This is a genomic window from Enterobacter cloacae complex sp.6700776 (assembly GCF_048284255.1).
Taxonomy (GTDB): Bacteria; Pseudomonadota; Gammaproteobacteria; order Enterobacterales; family Enterobacteriaceae; genus Enterobacter; species Enterobacter intestinihominis.
Map to the genome: position 1 here is coordinate 144,921 of NZ_JBLVYK010000002.1, position 14,705 is coordinate 159,625.

Below are 14,705 nucleotides of genomic sequence, written 5' to 3' on the forward strand. Positions count from 1 at the left end.
GCTGTTTTGTTTGCAGGAAGCCTGACGAGAAACCCGATCATTGCCGTTTTCTGCCTGACGCTGACGCTACTTATAGCAGGATGCTCGGGGAGTAAATCTTCGGATATGGGCAGTTATTCCGGTGCCGTCTATACCGTTAAGCGCGGGGACACGCTCTACCGCATCTCACGTGCCACGGGGACCAGCGTGAAGGAGCTGGCGCGCCTGAATAATATTTCTCCCCCCTATACCATTGAGATAGGGCAAAAGCTCAAGGTTAACGGCGGTTCCTCCTCAGGGAAAAAGTCCTCAACGCGTAAAACAGCCAAAGTGACGCCATCCTATCAGGTGCCTAAATCATCCTGGCCGCCGGTCGGTCAGCGCTGCTGGATCTGGCCTGCAAGCGGAAAAGTGGTTGCGCCGTACTCGCTCTCGGAAGGGGGCAATAAAGGTATTGATATCGCTGCCGCACGCGGCACGCCGGTTTACGCTTCAGGGGCCGGGAAGGTGGTCTATGTCGGTAACCAGCTTCGTGGATACGGTAACCTGATCATGATTAAGCATGGTGAGGACTACATTACGGCATATGCGCATAACGACACGATGTTGGTGAATAATGGCCAGAACGTGAAGGCGGGACAGAAGATTGCGACCATGGGCAGTACCGGGACGGATACGGTGAAGCTGCATTTCCAGATTCGCTATAAGGCCACGGCCATCGATCCGCAGCGTTATCTTCCGGCGCAGGGCAGTAAACCGAAGTGCTAAGTGATTATTTAATCGCCACTTAGTGGGGTAAAGGCTTGTATGAAGAGGCGTAAGGTCTATAATGCCTTACGCACCTCAAAGCGGGCGTAGTTCAATGGTAGAACGAGAGCTTCCCAAGCTCTATACGAGGGTTCGATTCCCTTCGCCCGCTCCAGTCTCCTCATAAATCAAGAAGTTATATTTCATCAGTTAGTTACGTTGCTCTGCTTTAGCAGGTACAACTAAAACTACCCAATGTTCTATATCCGTACCTGTCGCGTGATAGGTCTGTGGTACAAGGGAACATATCCTCACGCTGGCGGTGGTTCCAGGTTCTTACCGCGATAGTACAACAACGAACAAAAAGCCGCATACCTGGCATAACTCCCGAACAGATTGAACACACGCATTTAAGCCCGATGTGTGGCCCTATGAGCCACGTAAACAGGTGAATAGTGTAGCTACAGATCCGGCTCTGCCAGCGCTTTGCTCACGCTCCGAAAGGTACACGAGCACCCTGATAAGGTGTGATCCCCCTGACAATCTGATTTGGTCACTGGTGACTTTCGCAAAGCGAAACCAACTAGGTTGGCCTGTTGCAGTCGCTATGCTCCGCTTGTTGCTTCTACCACTAACGGGGCTTTATGGCTTCTATTGTCTGAAAGCTGATACATTGCACAAACATCATGTGGATTACTGTAAAGTTCATCACTATGATTATGTGTGCCATTGCCAGTTAAGAAATGCGGAGAGGACAATATGGATGTTACTGATGAGGCTTTGTTGAGTTCTGGCTTTACACCATCGGATTTGAAGAAGATAAAGAACAACGTTGAAAGCTATGGTGGAACGTTGGGGAATGCAATCAGGGACCTGGCTAGGCGATTTATTCTTGCCGTGTGGGTTGTATCCGGTTGCCTTGCTGCATTCATTTTTCTTGTGATGTTCGCATCTGAGCAGAGTGTTTTCTCTGGTGCTATTGGCCTTTCTTGTGGCGCAGCGGTTGCAATTTTTATACAACCGCCTGTACTTGCTTATAAATCTTGGCGATTCTGTAGAGCGAACAAATCTTAATTAGTACTGTTATCAGTAGCCAGAAGATCAAAAATGACTTTCGCTTTGACACCATATCCAGCGATTTTCATCGTTAGCTTAGGCTTGCTCATTGTGTCAACTTTTCGGTAGTAATCACGCGGCAGCCAACGGAATAATCGCCAAGCTCCGGGTTTCCTTGCTAAGCCGAAGATACTATAGACACTCACCCCTAGAGTCACCGTATTATAAAGAGCTAATCCACTTTTTGGGCTAAACCCCATAAATTGCGCGGTCTCCATTGCGCCATCAGCAAAAATTCCTTCCGATTTGGATTGTTCACCATAGCGAAGATGGCTTGCTTCTTTTGTTATACCGTTAATACCATCAACAAATAAAACTGCTCCTGCAAGAACTCCAACAGGGGTCATAGTGGACATCATAACCATCCCACCAAATAATGCTGCTCCAGATACCACTATATGGATTGCCGAAATCACGTATCCGACGATTTTATTGTTTTCCCTGACAAACTCGACCTTTGCATAAAGTTGGGCGGCTCTGGTTCTTAACAGGCGTTCTTGTTCTTGCAGATTATCCGTTTCGGCACGCAGATTTTTGATGCATGCAATGCATTCTTCATCGGTTTTGGCCCGTCGTGCAGTTTCAAATTCTTTCTCTACGACCTGCCTTATCTCTTCGACAAACTTGATACGTGTTATCCCATCTTGCAAATAGAATGCTGATAGCCGATTTGCAGTTTCGACGAGTTTCCGGGCTTCCAGATTTACCATGGTATCTGACCATGTTCTGTTCCAGCCCCTGTTAAGCAACGCAATATCCATTAAAGACTCCTTTCCAAAATGTGTCTGGTCATTTGACGTGCAATAAGGTCGAAGACAACAGGAAATACTTACACAACCCGCCCCCGTAGGTGTCCCGTCTCTTTATCCTCCCAGTTTACATCCTCCTGCTTAAAATATCCCCGGCTCTATTATAGATCCGCTGAGTGGATCGATTAGCCGCCTAATAATTTCACTGGATCTGCATGAAACATCCTGGTGTTATCACTGCGTTACACTACTTTGCTTGCGTTGCAATTTGCCTCGCTTTATTACAACAGGCGAAACGCTGTCTTCCTGTGCCTTTGCCGTAACACTGCTGACTTGCTGGCAATGGTTGAGCGGTTAACAGAACGGGGTGTAGTTGTTCAGTTCCACAAAGAGGATTTTAAGACCGGGAAGAACTCTCCAGCAGGTAATATGATGCTGACCGTACTGGCAGCAGTCGCACAGATGGAACGTGAAACGATGCTGGAGCGCCAGCGTGAAGGTTACGAAGCAGCAAAAGCCGCAGGCAGGATCACCGGACGGGGCAAAGGTCGCTCTATTGATCGTGAAGCCATTAAAGCAGAACTCGCAGCAGGTAAAACCATTCGTGCAATCGCAGAAAGCCACAACGTCAGCACCAGAACAGTCATGAACATTAAGGCCGAAGCCTGAACAATTCTAAAACATCCCCACTTTGACCTCGCTCCGGCGGGGTTTTTTATTGCCTGAAATCCACACCAGCGCGAGCACCACCACCAATAGCTCCGTATGCTCCACCAGAAGCTCTACAGCTCGTCATCCCCCTCACAATTGTAAACTGACAGACCCATATCACAGCGTCCCGCTGAGAGGCTCTCACAGGCCCAGAAATGGAGGGTTTTTCGTTGTTTTTGTACGAAAATTATTTATCTGTATAGAAGGGCGGATCGGTGATTGTGTTAAGCTGCGCCACAGATGGTAGTTCTGCCTAGGCCGCGCCATTACTGGCTTTGCTGCATGCACCACACCATAACGCTCATAGGTACAGACTTGTGATTTGTACGTTCAGTGACCACTTCAGCATGATTAACTACGGATTATAGGCTATTTGAGGTGCATTTAATCTATTTTGTTCGCAGGATAGCCAGTGGCAAAGATCATCCACCTAATTTTCACAGAAAACCAGTATAGGATTGCCAATCTTCAGCCAGCGCGGAGAATGGTCGATACTTTCAGATGAAAACGGGGGGGATAATCAATACTCGGAGCGGATCAGGTGTCTGGACCGCCTCAGGTGTTGCCGTTGATTGTGCCATTGAAGCATGACGCGGACATATCAAACCATGTCAAAAATTCCGACATAAACCACTGAAGGAAGGTAAGTGGCTTTCCTCTGTCAGAGGGTAGGGAGGTTTTAGCAAAGTTTGTACATGAATCAATACTAAGTGTTAATCCATACAAAGTACTTCTGACTTTCGCAAAGCGAAACCAACCATTGTCGTAATGTCCTTGCATCACCCAGATAGTAAGAAAGGGGAGATGGAATCTGCCGAAAAGTTTCGGCTGGATTGCTGTAAAGTTCATCATTATGATTGCTTGCATAATCAGCGATTGGAAAAACACTTTTGGGAGATAAGGGACGAGACGATATGAAAGTGACTGATGAGGCTTTGTTACGTTCAGGGTTTACGCAGCCCGAATTGCAGAAGATAAAAAGCAATATTGATAAATATGGAGGAACGCCTGGAGAGGCCATAAATGACCTCGCTAGACGATTTGTTACCCTGGCGGGAGTGGTGGCTGTGTGTACCTTTACCCTACTGCTACTTTTCGTCTTCAGCTCACCTGATAGAGCAGCTGCATGGGGGCTGGCGATGATCTTTGGGGTTGCCATTATGTCCTTCGCACAGCCGCCGGTAATTTCCTATAAATCCTGGCGTTATCGAAAAAATACAAAGGATTAACGGGTTCCATTTTCTGCTGTTAACAGGTCGAAAATCACTTTTGCTTTAACGCCATAACCGATAATCTTCATTGTTATCTTAAGAGTGCTTATTGTGCTGACATTGCGATAGTAATCGTGTGAAAGCCAGCGGAATAATCTCCAGGCTCCAGTTTTCGAGCAAGTCCTACTGGGCTGCTGAATATACCTACAGGCTGGATAAAGAAAAGCTCACTGATTACTCTCTTGAACAGCAAGCCTCTATTTTAGCTGATCACTGGTTACTGCTGGTTTATGGGATTAGTAAGTGGTCTTATTATCAAAGGCCTGGGTGCATGGGGATGTACAGGGGCGTTAAACATGAAGTACAAAATGTTGCTGGGTGTTGTGTTCATCTTAACGGGATGCCCTGGGCCTGGTGATCGAATGGTAGATCGTGAATCTTCAACGGCATTAATCAAAGATAATCAAGTTTGTGTCGTGTCACCACTGGAGCCACAGGAACGGATCACTGCTATCCAAATTAACAGTGATAATAGCGACTCTCTTCACAAGATTTTTGATGACAAGCCCGTGTATGTTCAAAAGGGCGGGTGTCTTCCTGTGTTCGGATTTAAGTTTACACCTGGAGAGCGGTATAACTTCGCGTATGACGTCCAATCTGATAAATCAGGGTCACATTTAGTCACTGCTGTATTTTCTTATCCCAAAGAATAAGGGGCTGAACGCCCCATATTCTTAACGGCGTGTAAACGCCAACCTGAGCCCTAATCCAATGAATGTTACACCAACAATTCTATCCAGTATTTTCTGCAACCTTCTGTTTTGCGAAACGGTTCCGGCTGCACTACCTGCAAGTACGGCGAACGTTAAATCAGTCATAAAAGCGATCAATGCGTAGGTCATTCCCAGGAGTAGAAAAGAAGATGTCTGGTGCTCGCTTCCAGGCGCAACGAATTGAGGGAAAAAGGAGATGAAGAATAACAGTACCTTCGGGTTGGTTAAGGTAGTTATGAAACCTTTAGTAAGTAGACTCGTCAGAGTCGCTTTTGCCTTAACACGTTCAGCTTCGTTGTGATTCGTGGTTTGCTTTGTCAGCGTTCCCCAAATCATCTTACTACCGAGATACATCAGATAAGCCGCACCGAGAGACTTAATGATGGTGAACATCATCGGAGATGCTGTTATCAACGCGGTTAATCCCACAGCGCTTGCAATTGCATGTGTGCAACTACCTAATGCTACTCCAGCGGCAGAGATAATTCCCGCTCGTCTTCCATTAACCACGCTTTGACCTACCACGTAGGCTATATCAGGCCCAGGTGTAACGGAAAGGAGAAATACAGATAGGGCGAAAAGCCCAAAATGAGTTATGTCCAGCATAGCCATCTCCAGAAAAAAATTATGTACCTCCATGCTAACACTGAATTTTTATGCGTAAAAGGTGATTTTATATGCTTTTAGTCTGCTTTTGCTAAACAACGAATCACTCATGGCATAACACGCTAAGTTGCACATTTCCTGTACCCTGGATACCCTGAGATTAATCCTAATAACTCAAGGGTGAGTATGGCTAGCGGGAAGAGAAAGAATCAAAAGGAATCGCCTGAAGAAGAGTTAGATCGCCTGCTGGATGAGCTTGAACTCACACCGGAGCAACGGGAGTTTATCGAATCCATGCGAGAGGATAAGAGCGATCCCAGTAGTGAGTAACGCTTGTCTTAAGCCGAACGAGTACAAACGGCATTGTAAGAAATTCCTCACCCGGTGCATGCAGAATCACGGTGCCTTTGTTCCGACTGTCGCTGGAGTGTCATAAATATAATTACGCGCGCGCATAATTTAAAATTAAACCCTCTTTCTTTTTACGTAATCAATCGCCCCTGTTATATCTGTCGGCAAATTTTTTATTTCCCGGATCGCAGATGAAAACACGACTCCTCCTGTGCGCTGGCTTATTAGCTGCCTCCAGTGCCCATGCCAGCGCCCTCTATTTTTATGAAGCTGGCACCGAAGATACCGCGCTTGCCGGAGCAGGGCAGGCGGCTCGTGCGCAGGATGCCTCTACAATTATGACCAACCCGGCTGGCATGACGCGCTTACCGGATCATATGGTCACCGGTGGGTTACAGGTTATGGATGGCTCCATCGACAACCAGCTGGATAACGATGCCCATCAAAGCCCCGGTGATGTGATGAAAACCATCCCGAATGCCAGCGCCTTTTATAGCCAGAAGGTGACCGATAATCTTTATGCCGGGGTCGGGCTTTACGGTAATTACGGCCTGGGGATCGATTACGGCAGCTGGATGGGCGACAGGCTGATTAAGAAGAGTACCATGGTAGCCATGACGCTCAGCCCCTCGCTGGCCTATAAGCTTAACGACCGTCTTTCGATTGGCGCGTCCGCCAACGTTAACTACGGTTACTTCTCGCTGACTCGCAGCGTTAACGATGATGACTACCGGCGACGCGATGAAGACCTGGCCATGAGCTATCGGCTTGGGCTGCTGATGCAGCTAACTGACCAGACCCGAGCTGGTATTACCTGGAACAGCGAAACGGACTACAGCTTCAATATTGACGGCAACGCGCGTGTTCAGAACGGCACCTACGACCTGCCGGTGTCAGCACAAATCAGCGCGCCGCAGCAAATTATGCTCAGCCTTGTGCATGACATTAACCCGCAGTGGTCGGTTATGGGCGATCTCGGCTGGCAGGACTGGAGCCAGTTCGGCGCGCCGCAAATCGTCGTCGGGGACCAGCAGCTTAACAACGTCAGCCGCCTGAAGGACACGTGGCACGGTGCGGTGGGCGTGCAGTATCGTCCAACGCCTCAGTGGCGACTGAATGCCGGTGTGGCGTTCGACAGCTCGCCGTATGAAAGCCAGAGCGATGTGGCCTTAACCTTACCTACCGGCGATGAGTGGCGATTTGGTACGGGAGCCCAGTATCAGATCACCCCGGCCAGCAATATTGGTATTGCCGTGTCGTATCTTCATATGCAGTCGTCGCATGTGAAATCGCCGGTGGCGTTTGCCGGAAGTTACGACCATCCTTATCTTTGGTTTGCCAGCGTCAACTACAGCTATCAGTTTTGATCGGCTAACCGCTTAAAATATATGGTCTATAATGGCAGATACTGAATGTCAGAAGGTTGTACCATGCATATTTTACCGCCTGTTCGACCCGAAAAATCCATAGAACGACTGACCGCTATCCTTGAGCCGATAGCGGAGAAAGTGCACGTTGTTCCACGTAAGCGACTCACCTGGTTACGGAAGGGGAAACAGCAGATGTACCTCTTTCTGGAAGGGGAGCTGTCCCTGCTGCGGACATCGGATGGACTGGTGGTCGTGACCGTTTACGAGCCGCATTTGTTTGGTATTGCTGAGATGATCCAGCCTACGCAAGGCCATTTTCTCCGTGCGGAAAGGGAGTCGACCATTTTACGTCTCGATGCGGACAAGGCGGCCGAGTTATTCCGTGCCGAGGGCGTCTGGGAGGATGTCGCAGCGCTGCTCTCATACCATACGGCCTATTTGATATTCCGTGATGCGCAGGTACTCCAGCAGCGTACCTATTCCGTTATTCGTAACCACCTTCAGGAAATGATTTTGCTCCCGGAGGAGACGCGTTTGCGTACCACGATACTGGAATATATTCAGGATCGTACGCTGCTTTCTCGCAGTAGTATACTCAATGTATTATCCGCCCTTAAACAGGGAGAATATATCTCCTTTAAGCGCGGTGGGTATTTGCTTGAAGTCAGACACTTACCTGAATCATTCTAGGGGAAGTTTAAAATTAAACAGAAATGGAATTAACGAGGCTGTTAATTTTCTATATCGTTTGCTTTCTAAGTTTTATCTTTATTAAGTAAACGGTATATTTATGAAAAAGACAGTTCTCGCTTTGATTATGGTTAATGCGTTTACCGCCACTTCCGCGTTCGCCGCCGCTGATGCGGGCACCTGGTATGGCGGAGCGAAATTCGGCTGGTCACACTATTTTGATACCAATATGGGTTCAAAAGCGTTTGATAACAATAATTCCGACCACTTCGATTTTGACCATGATAATGTCGGTGGGGGTGTTTATACGGGTTACCAGATTACCCCATGGCTTGCGGTAGAAGGCGGTTATGATTATTTAGGCAACATGCAGATCAAGGGTCAGCATGGCGCAGGGGCGCAAATGAAGACGCAGGGTCTGCAAATGTCCCTGAAGGCCAGCTATGCCTTGACCAATGACTGGGATATCTACGGCCGTGCCGGGGCGATGGGCTATCGCGCTGAATCCGATGTAAGTGGTCACAATCGTTTTGAAACCGGTGTGCGCCCGCTTGCAGCTGTGGGTACTGAATACGCCTTCAATAAAAACTGGGCTGGCCGCCTGGAATATCAGTGGGTAAGCAATGTGGGTAATGCAAACCAGATCGGTGTGAGCAGCGACCTGAGTTCCGTCACCGCAGGGCTTAGCTATCGCTTTGGTCAGTACGACTGATGCATGTGATATGGCGATTAAGAAAAACCCGGCTGCTATGTTGCCGGGTTTTTTGTTGTCAGCTGGCGAATAACGGTTCAAGCATAATATGAATATTTTGCAGGCCCGTGACATTATTGTCTTTCAGGTATTGCTGATTAACCATATCTAACTGTTCCAGTTTGGTCAGCGAGGCGTAAACGCGTTGAACAGCGCTGTCCGCAACAAAAATTTCTTTTGCGGTAGTGTCCTGAAGATACTGTGATTTTACGCTGCGCGTTAAGTTATCGATCTGCTGTTTATTTTCCTGATAAAGAGACGCGATATGAGATATCTGTGCCTGCGGCGGTTTTTCCCCCGGTAATACCAGCGGAATTTGCAGATGATTAATCTTTTCAACGTTGTCTGGTGGTGGAGAGCTACATGCTGTTAATGTGCTCAGACTTAATATAGCGAAAAAGAACGGCAGGCTCTTCATCGAATCACTCCGGGGAAATAATTGGACTCAGCATTATCCCTGAAGGCCGCAGCGACGAAAGAATAAACTTATTTATTTATAAACGTTATTTCCATAGGTAAAAGAAAATCCCGGTGATAGCCTCCTTTCCCCCCATGTACCGCCAGCGTGAATATGACGCCTCGAGGATGTATGAAATTTAAAACTCTCGTTAGTGCGATGGCCGTTGCTGGTCTGCTATTGGCCTCGTTGATCTCATTGCCTGTCCTGGCACAAAAGGAGGTGAAGGAAGCCACTGCCCATACGAAACAAATGAATGATGCACTTTATGGTCAACTGCCCTTCTTTGATAAAACCGATTTCCGAAATGCGCATAAAGGCTTTATTGCCCCGCTGCCACCTGCGGTGATTAAAGGTGAAAAAGGCGCCGTTATCTGGAATCCCCAGAAATACGCTTTTATCAAAGAAGGGCAAAAAGCGCCGGATACCGTCAACCCGAGCCTGTGGCGTCAGGCGCAGCTGAATAATATCGGCGGTCTGTTTGAAGTCACGGAAGGCGTCTACCAGATCCGCAACCTCGATCTGTCGAATATGACAATCATAGAGGGCAAAGAGGGGATCACGGTTATCGATCCGCTGGTGTCTGCGGAAACGGCTAAAGCGGGCATGGATCTTTACGTTAAGCATCGCGGCAAACGTCCGGTTGTTGCCGTTATTTATACCCATAGCCACGTCGATCATTATGGCGGCGTGCGTGGCGTAATTGATGAAGCCGGGGTAATGTCCGGCAAAGTGAAAGTCTATGCGCCAGCCGGTTTTATGGAAGAGGCGGTATCGGAAAATATCATGGCCGGAAACGCCATGAGCCGCCGTGCCAGCTATATCCACGGAAACCTGCTGAAGCCCGGTGTGAAGGGGCAGGTGGGGGCAGGTCTGGGGACTACCACCTCAGCCGGAACGGTCACGCTCATCGCGCCCACTCACTCTATTACCGAAGAGGAGCAGAAAGAGGTCATTGACGGTCTCACCTATGACTTTATGCTGACGCCGGAATCGGAAGCACCGTCTGAAATGCTCTGGTATGTGGAAGAGAAAAAGCTGATCGAAGCAGCAGAGAACGTCACTCACACCCTGCACAATACCTACTCGCTGCGCGGGGCGAAAATACACGATCCGCTGGCATGGTCAAAGTACATCAATAACGCCATCGATCGTTGGGGTGATAAAGCGGAAATCATTATCGCGCAGCACCACTGGCCCACGTGGGGTAACAAAAAAGTGGTGAAGTTGATGAAAAGCCAGCGTGATATCTACCGCTATATCAACGACCAGACGCTCAGACTGGCGAATAAGGGGCTGACGAGGGATGAAATAGCCGCTAATTTCGCCCTGCCTTACGGGCTGGCTAAATCCTGGGCAGGCCGTGGCTATTACGGCTCGGTAAGCAACAACGTCAAAGCCACCTATGTCTACTATCTTGGCTGGTTCGACGGCAATCCGGCGACGCTCGATGAACTGCCTCCGGTCGAGGCGGCGAAAAAGTATGTCGATTACATGGGCGGAGCCCGCGCGATCCTTGAAAAAGCCCGTGTCGATTATGCCCGGGGGAATTATCGCTGGGTGGCTCAGGTGGTCAGTAAAGTCGTTTTTGCCGATCCGAATAATAAAGCGGCGCGCGAACTGGAAGCCGATGCGTTTGAACAGCTGGGATACCATGCGGAGTCAGGGCCGTGGCGTAACGCCTACCTCACCGGTGCGCAAGAGTTGCGTAACGGCGTGAAGATAAAGCCGACGCCCAAAACCGCCAGCCCGGATGCGGTCCGTGCCATGTCGACTGAGATGATTTTTGACTACTTCGGCGTTCACCTTAACGGCGTCAGAGCGGCGAATGCCAGAGGCGTTTTTAACGTTGATTTAGGCCGCGAGGGCGGCAGGTATAAGCTGGAGCTGGAGAATGGCGTGCTAAACCACAGTGCCAATATCCAGGCAGAAGATCCGGATGCAACCATTACGCTCAGCCGCGAAACGCTGAACAAAATCATCCTTAAGGAGACCACGCTGAAAAAGGCGCAACAGGCAGGAGAGGTGACGATCGTCGGCAACGCCGTGAAGGTAGACGAAATGCTGCGCTGCATGGAGAGCTTCAGTTTCTGGTTTCCTGTCGTCACCCCTTAAAAGTAAAAAAGGCTGCTTGCGCAGCCTTTTAGCATTAGCCAACAACAATTTGCCGGGTGGCGGCTTCGCCTTACCCGGCCTACACTCTGCGCTGCTTGAGCGCTAGATGACGCCGTCGCCGCCGTCTGAACACCAGACCTGCCCGGAGGTGTATGAACACTCATCCGAGGCCAGAGTGACATACAGCGGTGCGATCTCCACGGGCTGTCCCGGGCGTCCCAGAGGGGTACTCTCGCCAAAATGTTTCACTTTTTCCTGTGGCTGCCCACCGCTGGGCTGGAGCACGGTCCAGTAAGGTCCGGGCGCTACCGCGTTCACGCGGATCCCTTTCGGACCCAGCTGTTTCGCCAGCGCTTTGGTAAACACCGCGAGACAGGCTTTGGTCTGCGCATAGTCAAGCAGTACGGCGCTCGGTTTTACCGCCTGTACAGATGAGGTGTTAATGATGGAAGCGGGAGCTTTCATGTGGCGCAACGCCGCCTTTGTGATCCAGAAAGGCGCATAGACGTTGGTTTTAAAGGTCGCGTCAAAATCTTCCGTGGTCAGTTCTTCCAGCGTCTCACGGTACTGCTGGCGGCCTGCGTTATTCACCAGGATGTCCAGCCCGCCCAGTTTTCCGACGGCCTGTTCCACCAGGTTCTGACAAAAAGTTTCGTCCCGCACATCGCCCGGTAGCGCGACGGCATTCCGTCCTTCCGCTTTAATCAGGGCGATCACTTCCGCAGCGTCTTCTTCCTCTTCCGGCAAATAGTTAATGGCGACATCTGCCCCTTCGCGGGCATAGGCAATGGCTACTGCGCGTCCAATGCCGGAATCGCCCCCGGTAATTAGCGCCTTCTTACCAGTAAGCCGGCCATGCCCTTTGTAGCTTGTCTCGCCGTGATCGGGAACAGGGTCCATTTCAGAGGCCAGGCCCGGTGGCGTCTGGGGCTGCTCCGGGAAAGGTGGCGTTGGGTAAGCGTTCGTACGTTGTTCATTATCACTCATAGCTAACTCCTTGTTAGGGGTGAGATTTGATGGATAGTTACAGCGTTAACGCTTCGCTGAATTATTTTTGCAAGTGGCTGACCCGCACTACGGGTGGGGATGATTTTTTATCGAGCGAGCCGCTAATACTGATCATGTTGTCAGGTTCCACGGTTCTGTCGTCAAATACGGCTTTCGGGATAATAACGTCGATTTTCCCGGTTTTATCCTGGAATACGTATTTATCGCCGTTGCCATCAATAAGATTGCCGCGCAGTGAAATAGAGGCGCCATCATGCATCTCTTTCGCCTGAGTAATGGTCATAATGCGCGCATCATCGGTACCACGATAACCACTGTCCAGGGCGTGCGGCGGTGGCGGCGCTTCACCCTTTTGTAACCCGCCGTTATTATCTGCCCATGCGGAAGGGATAATTAATATTAACAAGGCTGAAATCACTGATAATTTCATCTGATATCCTTCATTTTGGATGTCTTGACTTATTAAGTATTGTTGCTATTCCTTTATGTGGCAAATGTGATAAGTCTTAAAAGCATTTGCGTAGAAAAATCAAAAATTTCGGCAATTAAGCGAAACGGTGACAAAAGCCATGGAACCAAAAAATGAAAAAGTGCCTGGGATAAAAGAGAGTTATCGTTTACTGACGTTTGAGTATGCATTTCGTCAGGTGGGTTTTATTGTACTGTTAGGTATTATCGTGGCCGCGTTAGCCGGCCTGTTTTCCAGCGGTGCGGTTAGCGACGTGGAGAAAACAAACGAAGCAAAATCCCTGAACCTGAGCTATGAGCGCTTCGGCCGCCGCCAGACCGAATCGCGGATGACGCTGACGTTTCCGGTGACGTCTGAGGGTAAATATATTCTCAGCCTGACCAGCGAAAGCAGCGACGTATATGAGCCAGGCAGCGTCTGGCCGCAGCCGGACAGCATGTATAGCCGGGGGAATACCCTGTTTCTCGTTTACGACAATCTGAAACAGAGCGATAAGTTCACCGTCCTGCTGTTCATCACGCCGACAAAAGCAGGGAAATGGACAAACAGCATCCGCGTAAACAACGGGCCAGATATCCGCTTCTGGCAGTTTATTTACCCCTAGGAGTCGAATATGGACATGGTTTTTCGTGCCCTGGCAATATACCTGTTTCTGGTGATCGTGTTTAAAGTCGCCGGACGGCGCGCCCTGTTGCAAATGACCAGCTTTGACCTTATTTTGCTCTTAATTATCAGTGAGGCGACACAGCAGGCGCTACTGGGCGAAGATTTTTCCGTCACCGGTGCGATGATTACAATAACAACGCTGGTGGTGGTGGATATTATTTTTGGCCTGATTAAAAAATATTCTTCTTCTGTTGAGAATGTTCTTGATGGCACCCCGGTGATATTGGTAGAGAATGGTATTCCCATTGCGGATAAACTGAAAAAAGTCGATGTATCCTGCGATGATATATTGGTTTCAGCACGCCAGAACCACGGCATAACGGAATTAAAGGATATTAAGTACGCGATCCTTGAGCGTAACGGCCATATTTCAATTATTCCTGAAGAAAATTAACTAAGGGGCACATCTATGAGCAACCTTATTCACGATAATAACACGACCATCAGCGAGCTGACGAAAAAGCTTGCCACGACGCTCACAGAAAGAGGACTGCGTCTAACCACGGCGGAGTCCTGCACCGGCGGTAATCTCGCGGTTGCGCTTTGTGCCGAAGAGAACACGGCGGAATTTTATGACGTTGGCATGGTGGTGTTCAGCGATGCGGCGAAGGAGAGGATCCTCGGCGTGCGGCACGAAACGATTGAGCGCTTCACCGCCGTAAGTGAACAAACGGTTACTGAGATGGCCGCTAAAATTCGCGATATTGCCGAGGCGGATATTGGTGTTGCCATCAGCGGCTATGCGGGACCGGAAGGCGGAGACGATGGCACGGCAGCCGGTACGGTCTGCTTCGGCTGGAATATTCGCGGACAGACGGAAACCCGCACCGTGCTGTTTTCCGGTGAATGTCAGGATGTGGTGGAAAAAGCGGTGCGTTATTCGCTGTCTGAACTGATCGAAATACTCTCCGGATGGGATAACGTCTGAGACAAGGG

Annotated in this window: 17 protein-coding genes, 1 tRNA gene and 1 pseudogene; 14 read left to right on the plus strand and 5 right to left on the minus strand. The window is 49.4% G+C overall.

The genetic code is table 11. The annotated features are described in order from the left end of the window. The first annotated feature begins 6 nt into the window (after positions 1-6). From actS to ACNQ0T_RS04715, 3 genes are all read left to right on the plus strand, one after another. Positions 7-747, plus strand: coding sequence for an amidase activator ActS (gene actS / locus ACNQ0T_RS04705; RefSeq protein WP_332951874.1), 741 nt, complete (start codon positions 7-9; stop codon positions 745-747). Positions 748-827: 80 nt separating this feature from the next. Continuing rightward, positions 828-901, plus strand: a tRNA-Gly gene (locus ACNQ0T_RS04710). Between the two features lie 584 nt (positions 902-1,485). Next, positions 1,486-1,800, plus strand: coding sequence for a hypothetical protein (locus ACNQ0T_RS04715; protein WP_417929683.1), 315 nt, complete (start codon positions 1,486-1,488; stop codon positions 1,798-1,800). Here the strand turns inward: ACNQ0T_RS04715 and ACNQ0T_RS04720 are convergent. Next, positions 1,797-2,603 (minus strand): DUF4225 domain-containing protein, encoded by an 807-nt coding sequence (locus ACNQ0T_RS04720; protein ID WP_336196307.1) that lies wholly within the window; start codon positions 2,601-2,603, stop codon positions 1,797-1,799. The two genes, ACNQ0T_RS04715 and ACNQ0T_RS04720, sit on opposite strands and share 4 nt — an antisense overlap. Before the next feature lie 240 nt (positions 2,604-2,843). Here ACNQ0T_RS04720 and ACNQ0T_RS04725 point away from each other — a divergent pair, with 240 nt between their 5' ends. The 4 genes and pseudogenes from ACNQ0T_RS04725 to ACNQ0T_RS04740 all read left to right on the plus strand — a co-directional run bounded on the left by ACNQ0T_RS04725 (position 2,844) and on the right by ACNQ0T_RS04740 (position 5,226). Next, positions 2,844-3,260: a recombinase family protein gene (locus ACNQ0T_RS04725; protein ID WP_223862065.1), complete on the plus strand. Its 417-nt coding sequence runs from the start codon at positions 2,844-2,846 to the stop codon at positions 3,258-3,260. A 956-nt stretch (positions 3,261-4,216) separates the two neighbouring features. Further along, a complete protein-coding gene (locus ACNQ0T_RS04730; protein WP_417929685.1) occupies positions 4,217-4,531 on the plus strand; it encodes a hypothetical protein in 315 nt (104 codons plus the stop codon). Positions 4,532-4,700: 169 nt separating this feature from the next. Continuing rightward, positions 4,701-4,931, plus strand: a pseudogene (locus ACNQ0T_RS04735) (hypothetical protein); the annotation flags it as partial. Beyond that, positions 4,870-5,226 carry a putative T6SS immunity periplasmic lipoprotein gene (locus ACNQ0T_RS04740; RefSeq protein ID WP_038416652.1) on the plus strand — a complete coding sequence of 119 codons (357 nt, stop codon included), beginning with the start codon at positions 4,870-4,872 and terminating at the stop codon, positions 5,224-5,226. The pseudogene ACNQ0T_RS04735 and the gene ACNQ0T_RS04740, both read left to right, overlap by 62 nt. A 21-nt stretch (positions 5,227-5,247) precedes the next feature. Here ACNQ0T_RS04740 and ACNQ0T_RS04745 read toward each other — a convergent pair whose 3' ends face one another. Further along, on the minus strand, positions 5,248-5,892 hold the full coding sequence (locus ACNQ0T_RS04745; protein ID WP_417929686.1) for a LysE family translocator: 645 nt from the start codon (positions 5,890-5,892) through the stop codon (positions 5,248-5,250). 542 nt (positions 5,893-6,434) lie between these two features. Here ACNQ0T_RS04745 and ACNQ0T_RS04750 point away from each other — a divergent pair. From ACNQ0T_RS04750 to ACNQ0T_RS04760, 3 genes are all read left to right on the plus strand, one after another. After that, on the plus strand, positions 6,435-7,610 hold the full coding sequence (locus tag ACNQ0T_RS04750) for an OmpP1/FadL family transporter (protein WP_417929688.1): 1,176 nt from the start codon (positions 6,435-6,437) through the stop codon (positions 7,608-7,610). 63 nt (positions 7,611-7,673) lie between these two features. Beyond that, a complete protein-coding gene (locus tag ACNQ0T_RS04755) occupies positions 7,674-8,303 on the plus strand; it encodes a winged helix-turn-helix transcriptional regulator (protein WP_022649277.1) in 630 nt (209 codons plus the stop codon). 100 nt (positions 8,304-8,403) lie between these two features. After that, a complete protein-coding gene (locus ACNQ0T_RS04760) occupies positions 8,404-9,015 on the plus strand; it encodes an outer membrane beta-barrel protein (RefSeq protein ID WP_022649276.1) in 612 nt (203 codons plus the stop codon). A gap of 58 nt (positions 9,016-9,073) precedes the next feature. On the opposite strand, the gene ACNQ0T_RS04765 is transcribed toward ACNQ0T_RS04760, so the two are convergent. After that, complete coding sequence (locus tag ACNQ0T_RS04765) at positions 9,074-9,472, minus strand: hypothetical protein (protein ID WP_022649275.1); 399 nt, start codon at positions 9,470-9,472, stop codon at positions 9,074-9,076. 171 nt (positions 9,473-9,643) lie between these two features. Between ACNQ0T_RS04765 and ACNQ0T_RS04770 the strand changes: the two genes are divergently transcribed. Then, the gene (locus ACNQ0T_RS04770; RefSeq protein WP_417929689.1) at positions 9,644-11,626 is read left to right on the plus strand and encodes an alkyl/aryl-sulfatase; all 1,983 of its coding nucleotides are present in this window, start codon (positions 9,644-9,646) and stop codon (positions 11,624-11,626) included. Between the two features lie 102 nt (positions 11,627-11,728). Here ACNQ0T_RS04770 and ACNQ0T_RS04775 read toward each other — a convergent pair whose 3' ends face one another. Both ACNQ0T_RS04775 and ACNQ0T_RS04780 read right to left on the minus strand, forming a co-directional pair. Further along, positions 11,729-12,613, minus strand: coding sequence for an SDR family oxidoreductase (locus ACNQ0T_RS04775; RefSeq protein ID WP_022649272.1), 885 nt, complete (start codon positions 12,611-12,613; stop codon positions 11,729-11,731). Positions 12,614-12,674: 61 nt separating this feature from the next. After that, positions 12,675-13,064: a YdeI family stress tolerance OB fold protein gene (locus ACNQ0T_RS04780; RefSeq protein ID WP_022649271.1), complete on the minus strand. Its 390-nt coding sequence runs from the start codon at positions 13,062-13,064 to the stop codon at positions 12,675-12,677. A 139-nt stretch (positions 13,065-13,203) separates the two neighbouring features. Between ACNQ0T_RS04780 and ACNQ0T_RS04785 the strand changes: the two genes are divergently transcribed. The 3 genes from ACNQ0T_RS04785 to ACNQ0T_RS04795 are packed head-to-tail and all read left to right on the plus strand — an operon-like array spanning position 13,204 to position 14,697. Next, complete coding sequence (locus ACNQ0T_RS04785) at positions 13,204-13,707, plus strand: hypothetical protein (RefSeq protein WP_023298530.1); 504 nt, start codon at positions 13,204-13,206, stop codon at positions 13,705-13,707. A gap of 9 nt (positions 13,708-13,716) precedes the next feature. Continuing rightward, positions 13,717-14,163 (plus strand): DUF421 domain-containing protein, encoded by a 447-nt coding sequence (locus ACNQ0T_RS04790; RefSeq protein ID WP_022649269.1) that lies wholly within the window; start codon positions 13,717-13,719, stop codon positions 14,161-14,163. 15 nt (positions 14,164-14,178) lie between these two features. Then, positions 14,179-14,697, plus strand: a complete 519-nt coding sequence (locus ACNQ0T_RS04795; RefSeq protein WP_022649268.1) for a 2-oxo-tetronate isomerase — start codon at positions 14,179-14,181, stop codon at positions 14,695-14,697. The last annotated feature ends 8 nt before the right edge of the window (positions 14,698-14,705 follow it).

Coding starts and splice junctions, on each gene's coding strand:
- ACNQ0T_RS04715 (WP_417929683.1), top strand. CDS start 1,486: ATGGATGTTACTGATGAGGCTTTGTTGAGTTCTGGCTTTACACCATCG.
- ACNQ0T_RS04720 (WP_336196307.1), bottom strand. CDS start 2,603: ATGGATATTGCGTTGCTTAACAGGGGCTGGAACAGAACATGGTCAGAT.
- ACNQ0T_RS04730 (WP_417929685.1), top strand. CDS start 4,217: ATGAAAGTGACTGATGAGGCTTTGTTACGTTCAGGGTTTACGCAGCCC.
- ACNQ0T_RS04740 (WP_038416652.1), top strand. CDS start 4,870: ATGAAGTACAAAATGTTGCTGGGTGTTGTGTTCATCTTAACGGGATGC.
- ACNQ0T_RS04745 (WP_417929686.1), bottom strand. CDS start 5,892: ATGCTGGACATAACTCATTTTGGGCTTTTCGCCCTATCTGTATTTCTC.
- ACNQ0T_RS04750 (WP_417929688.1), top strand. CDS start 6,435: ATGAAAACACGACTCCTCCTGTGCGCTGGCTTATTAGCTGCCTCCAGT.
- ACNQ0T_RS04755 (WP_022649277.1), top strand. CDS start 7,674: ATGCATATTTTACCGCCTGTTCGACCCGAAAAATCCATAGAACGACTG.
- ACNQ0T_RS04760 (WP_022649276.1), top strand. CDS start 8,404: ATGAAAAAGACAGTTCTCGCTTTGATTATGGTTAATGCGTTTACCGCC.
- ACNQ0T_RS04765 (WP_022649275.1), bottom strand. CDS start 9,472: ATGAAGAGCCTGCCGTTCTTTTTCGCTATATTAAGTCTGAGCACATTA.
- ACNQ0T_RS04770 (WP_417929689.1), top strand. CDS start 9,644: ATGAAATTTAAAACTCTCGTTAGTGCGATGGCCGTTGCTGGTCTGCTA.
- ACNQ0T_RS04775 (WP_022649272.1), bottom strand. CDS start 12,613: ATGAGTGATAATGAACAACGTACGAACGCTTACCCAACGCCACCTTTC.
- ACNQ0T_RS04780 (WP_022649271.1), bottom strand. CDS start 13,064: ATGAAATTATCAGTGATTTCAGCCTTGTTAATATTAATTATCCCTTCC.
- ACNQ0T_RS04785 (WP_023298530.1), top strand. CDS start 13,204: ATGGAACCAAAAAATGAAAAAGTGCCTGGGATAAAAGAGAGTTATCGT.
- ACNQ0T_RS04790 (WP_022649269.1), top strand. CDS start 13,717: ATGGACATGGTTTTTCGTGCCCTGGCAATATACCTGTTTCTGGTGATC.
- ACNQ0T_RS04795 (WP_022649268.1), top strand. CDS start 14,179: ATGAGCAACCTTATTCACGATAATAACACGACCATCAGCGAGCTGACG.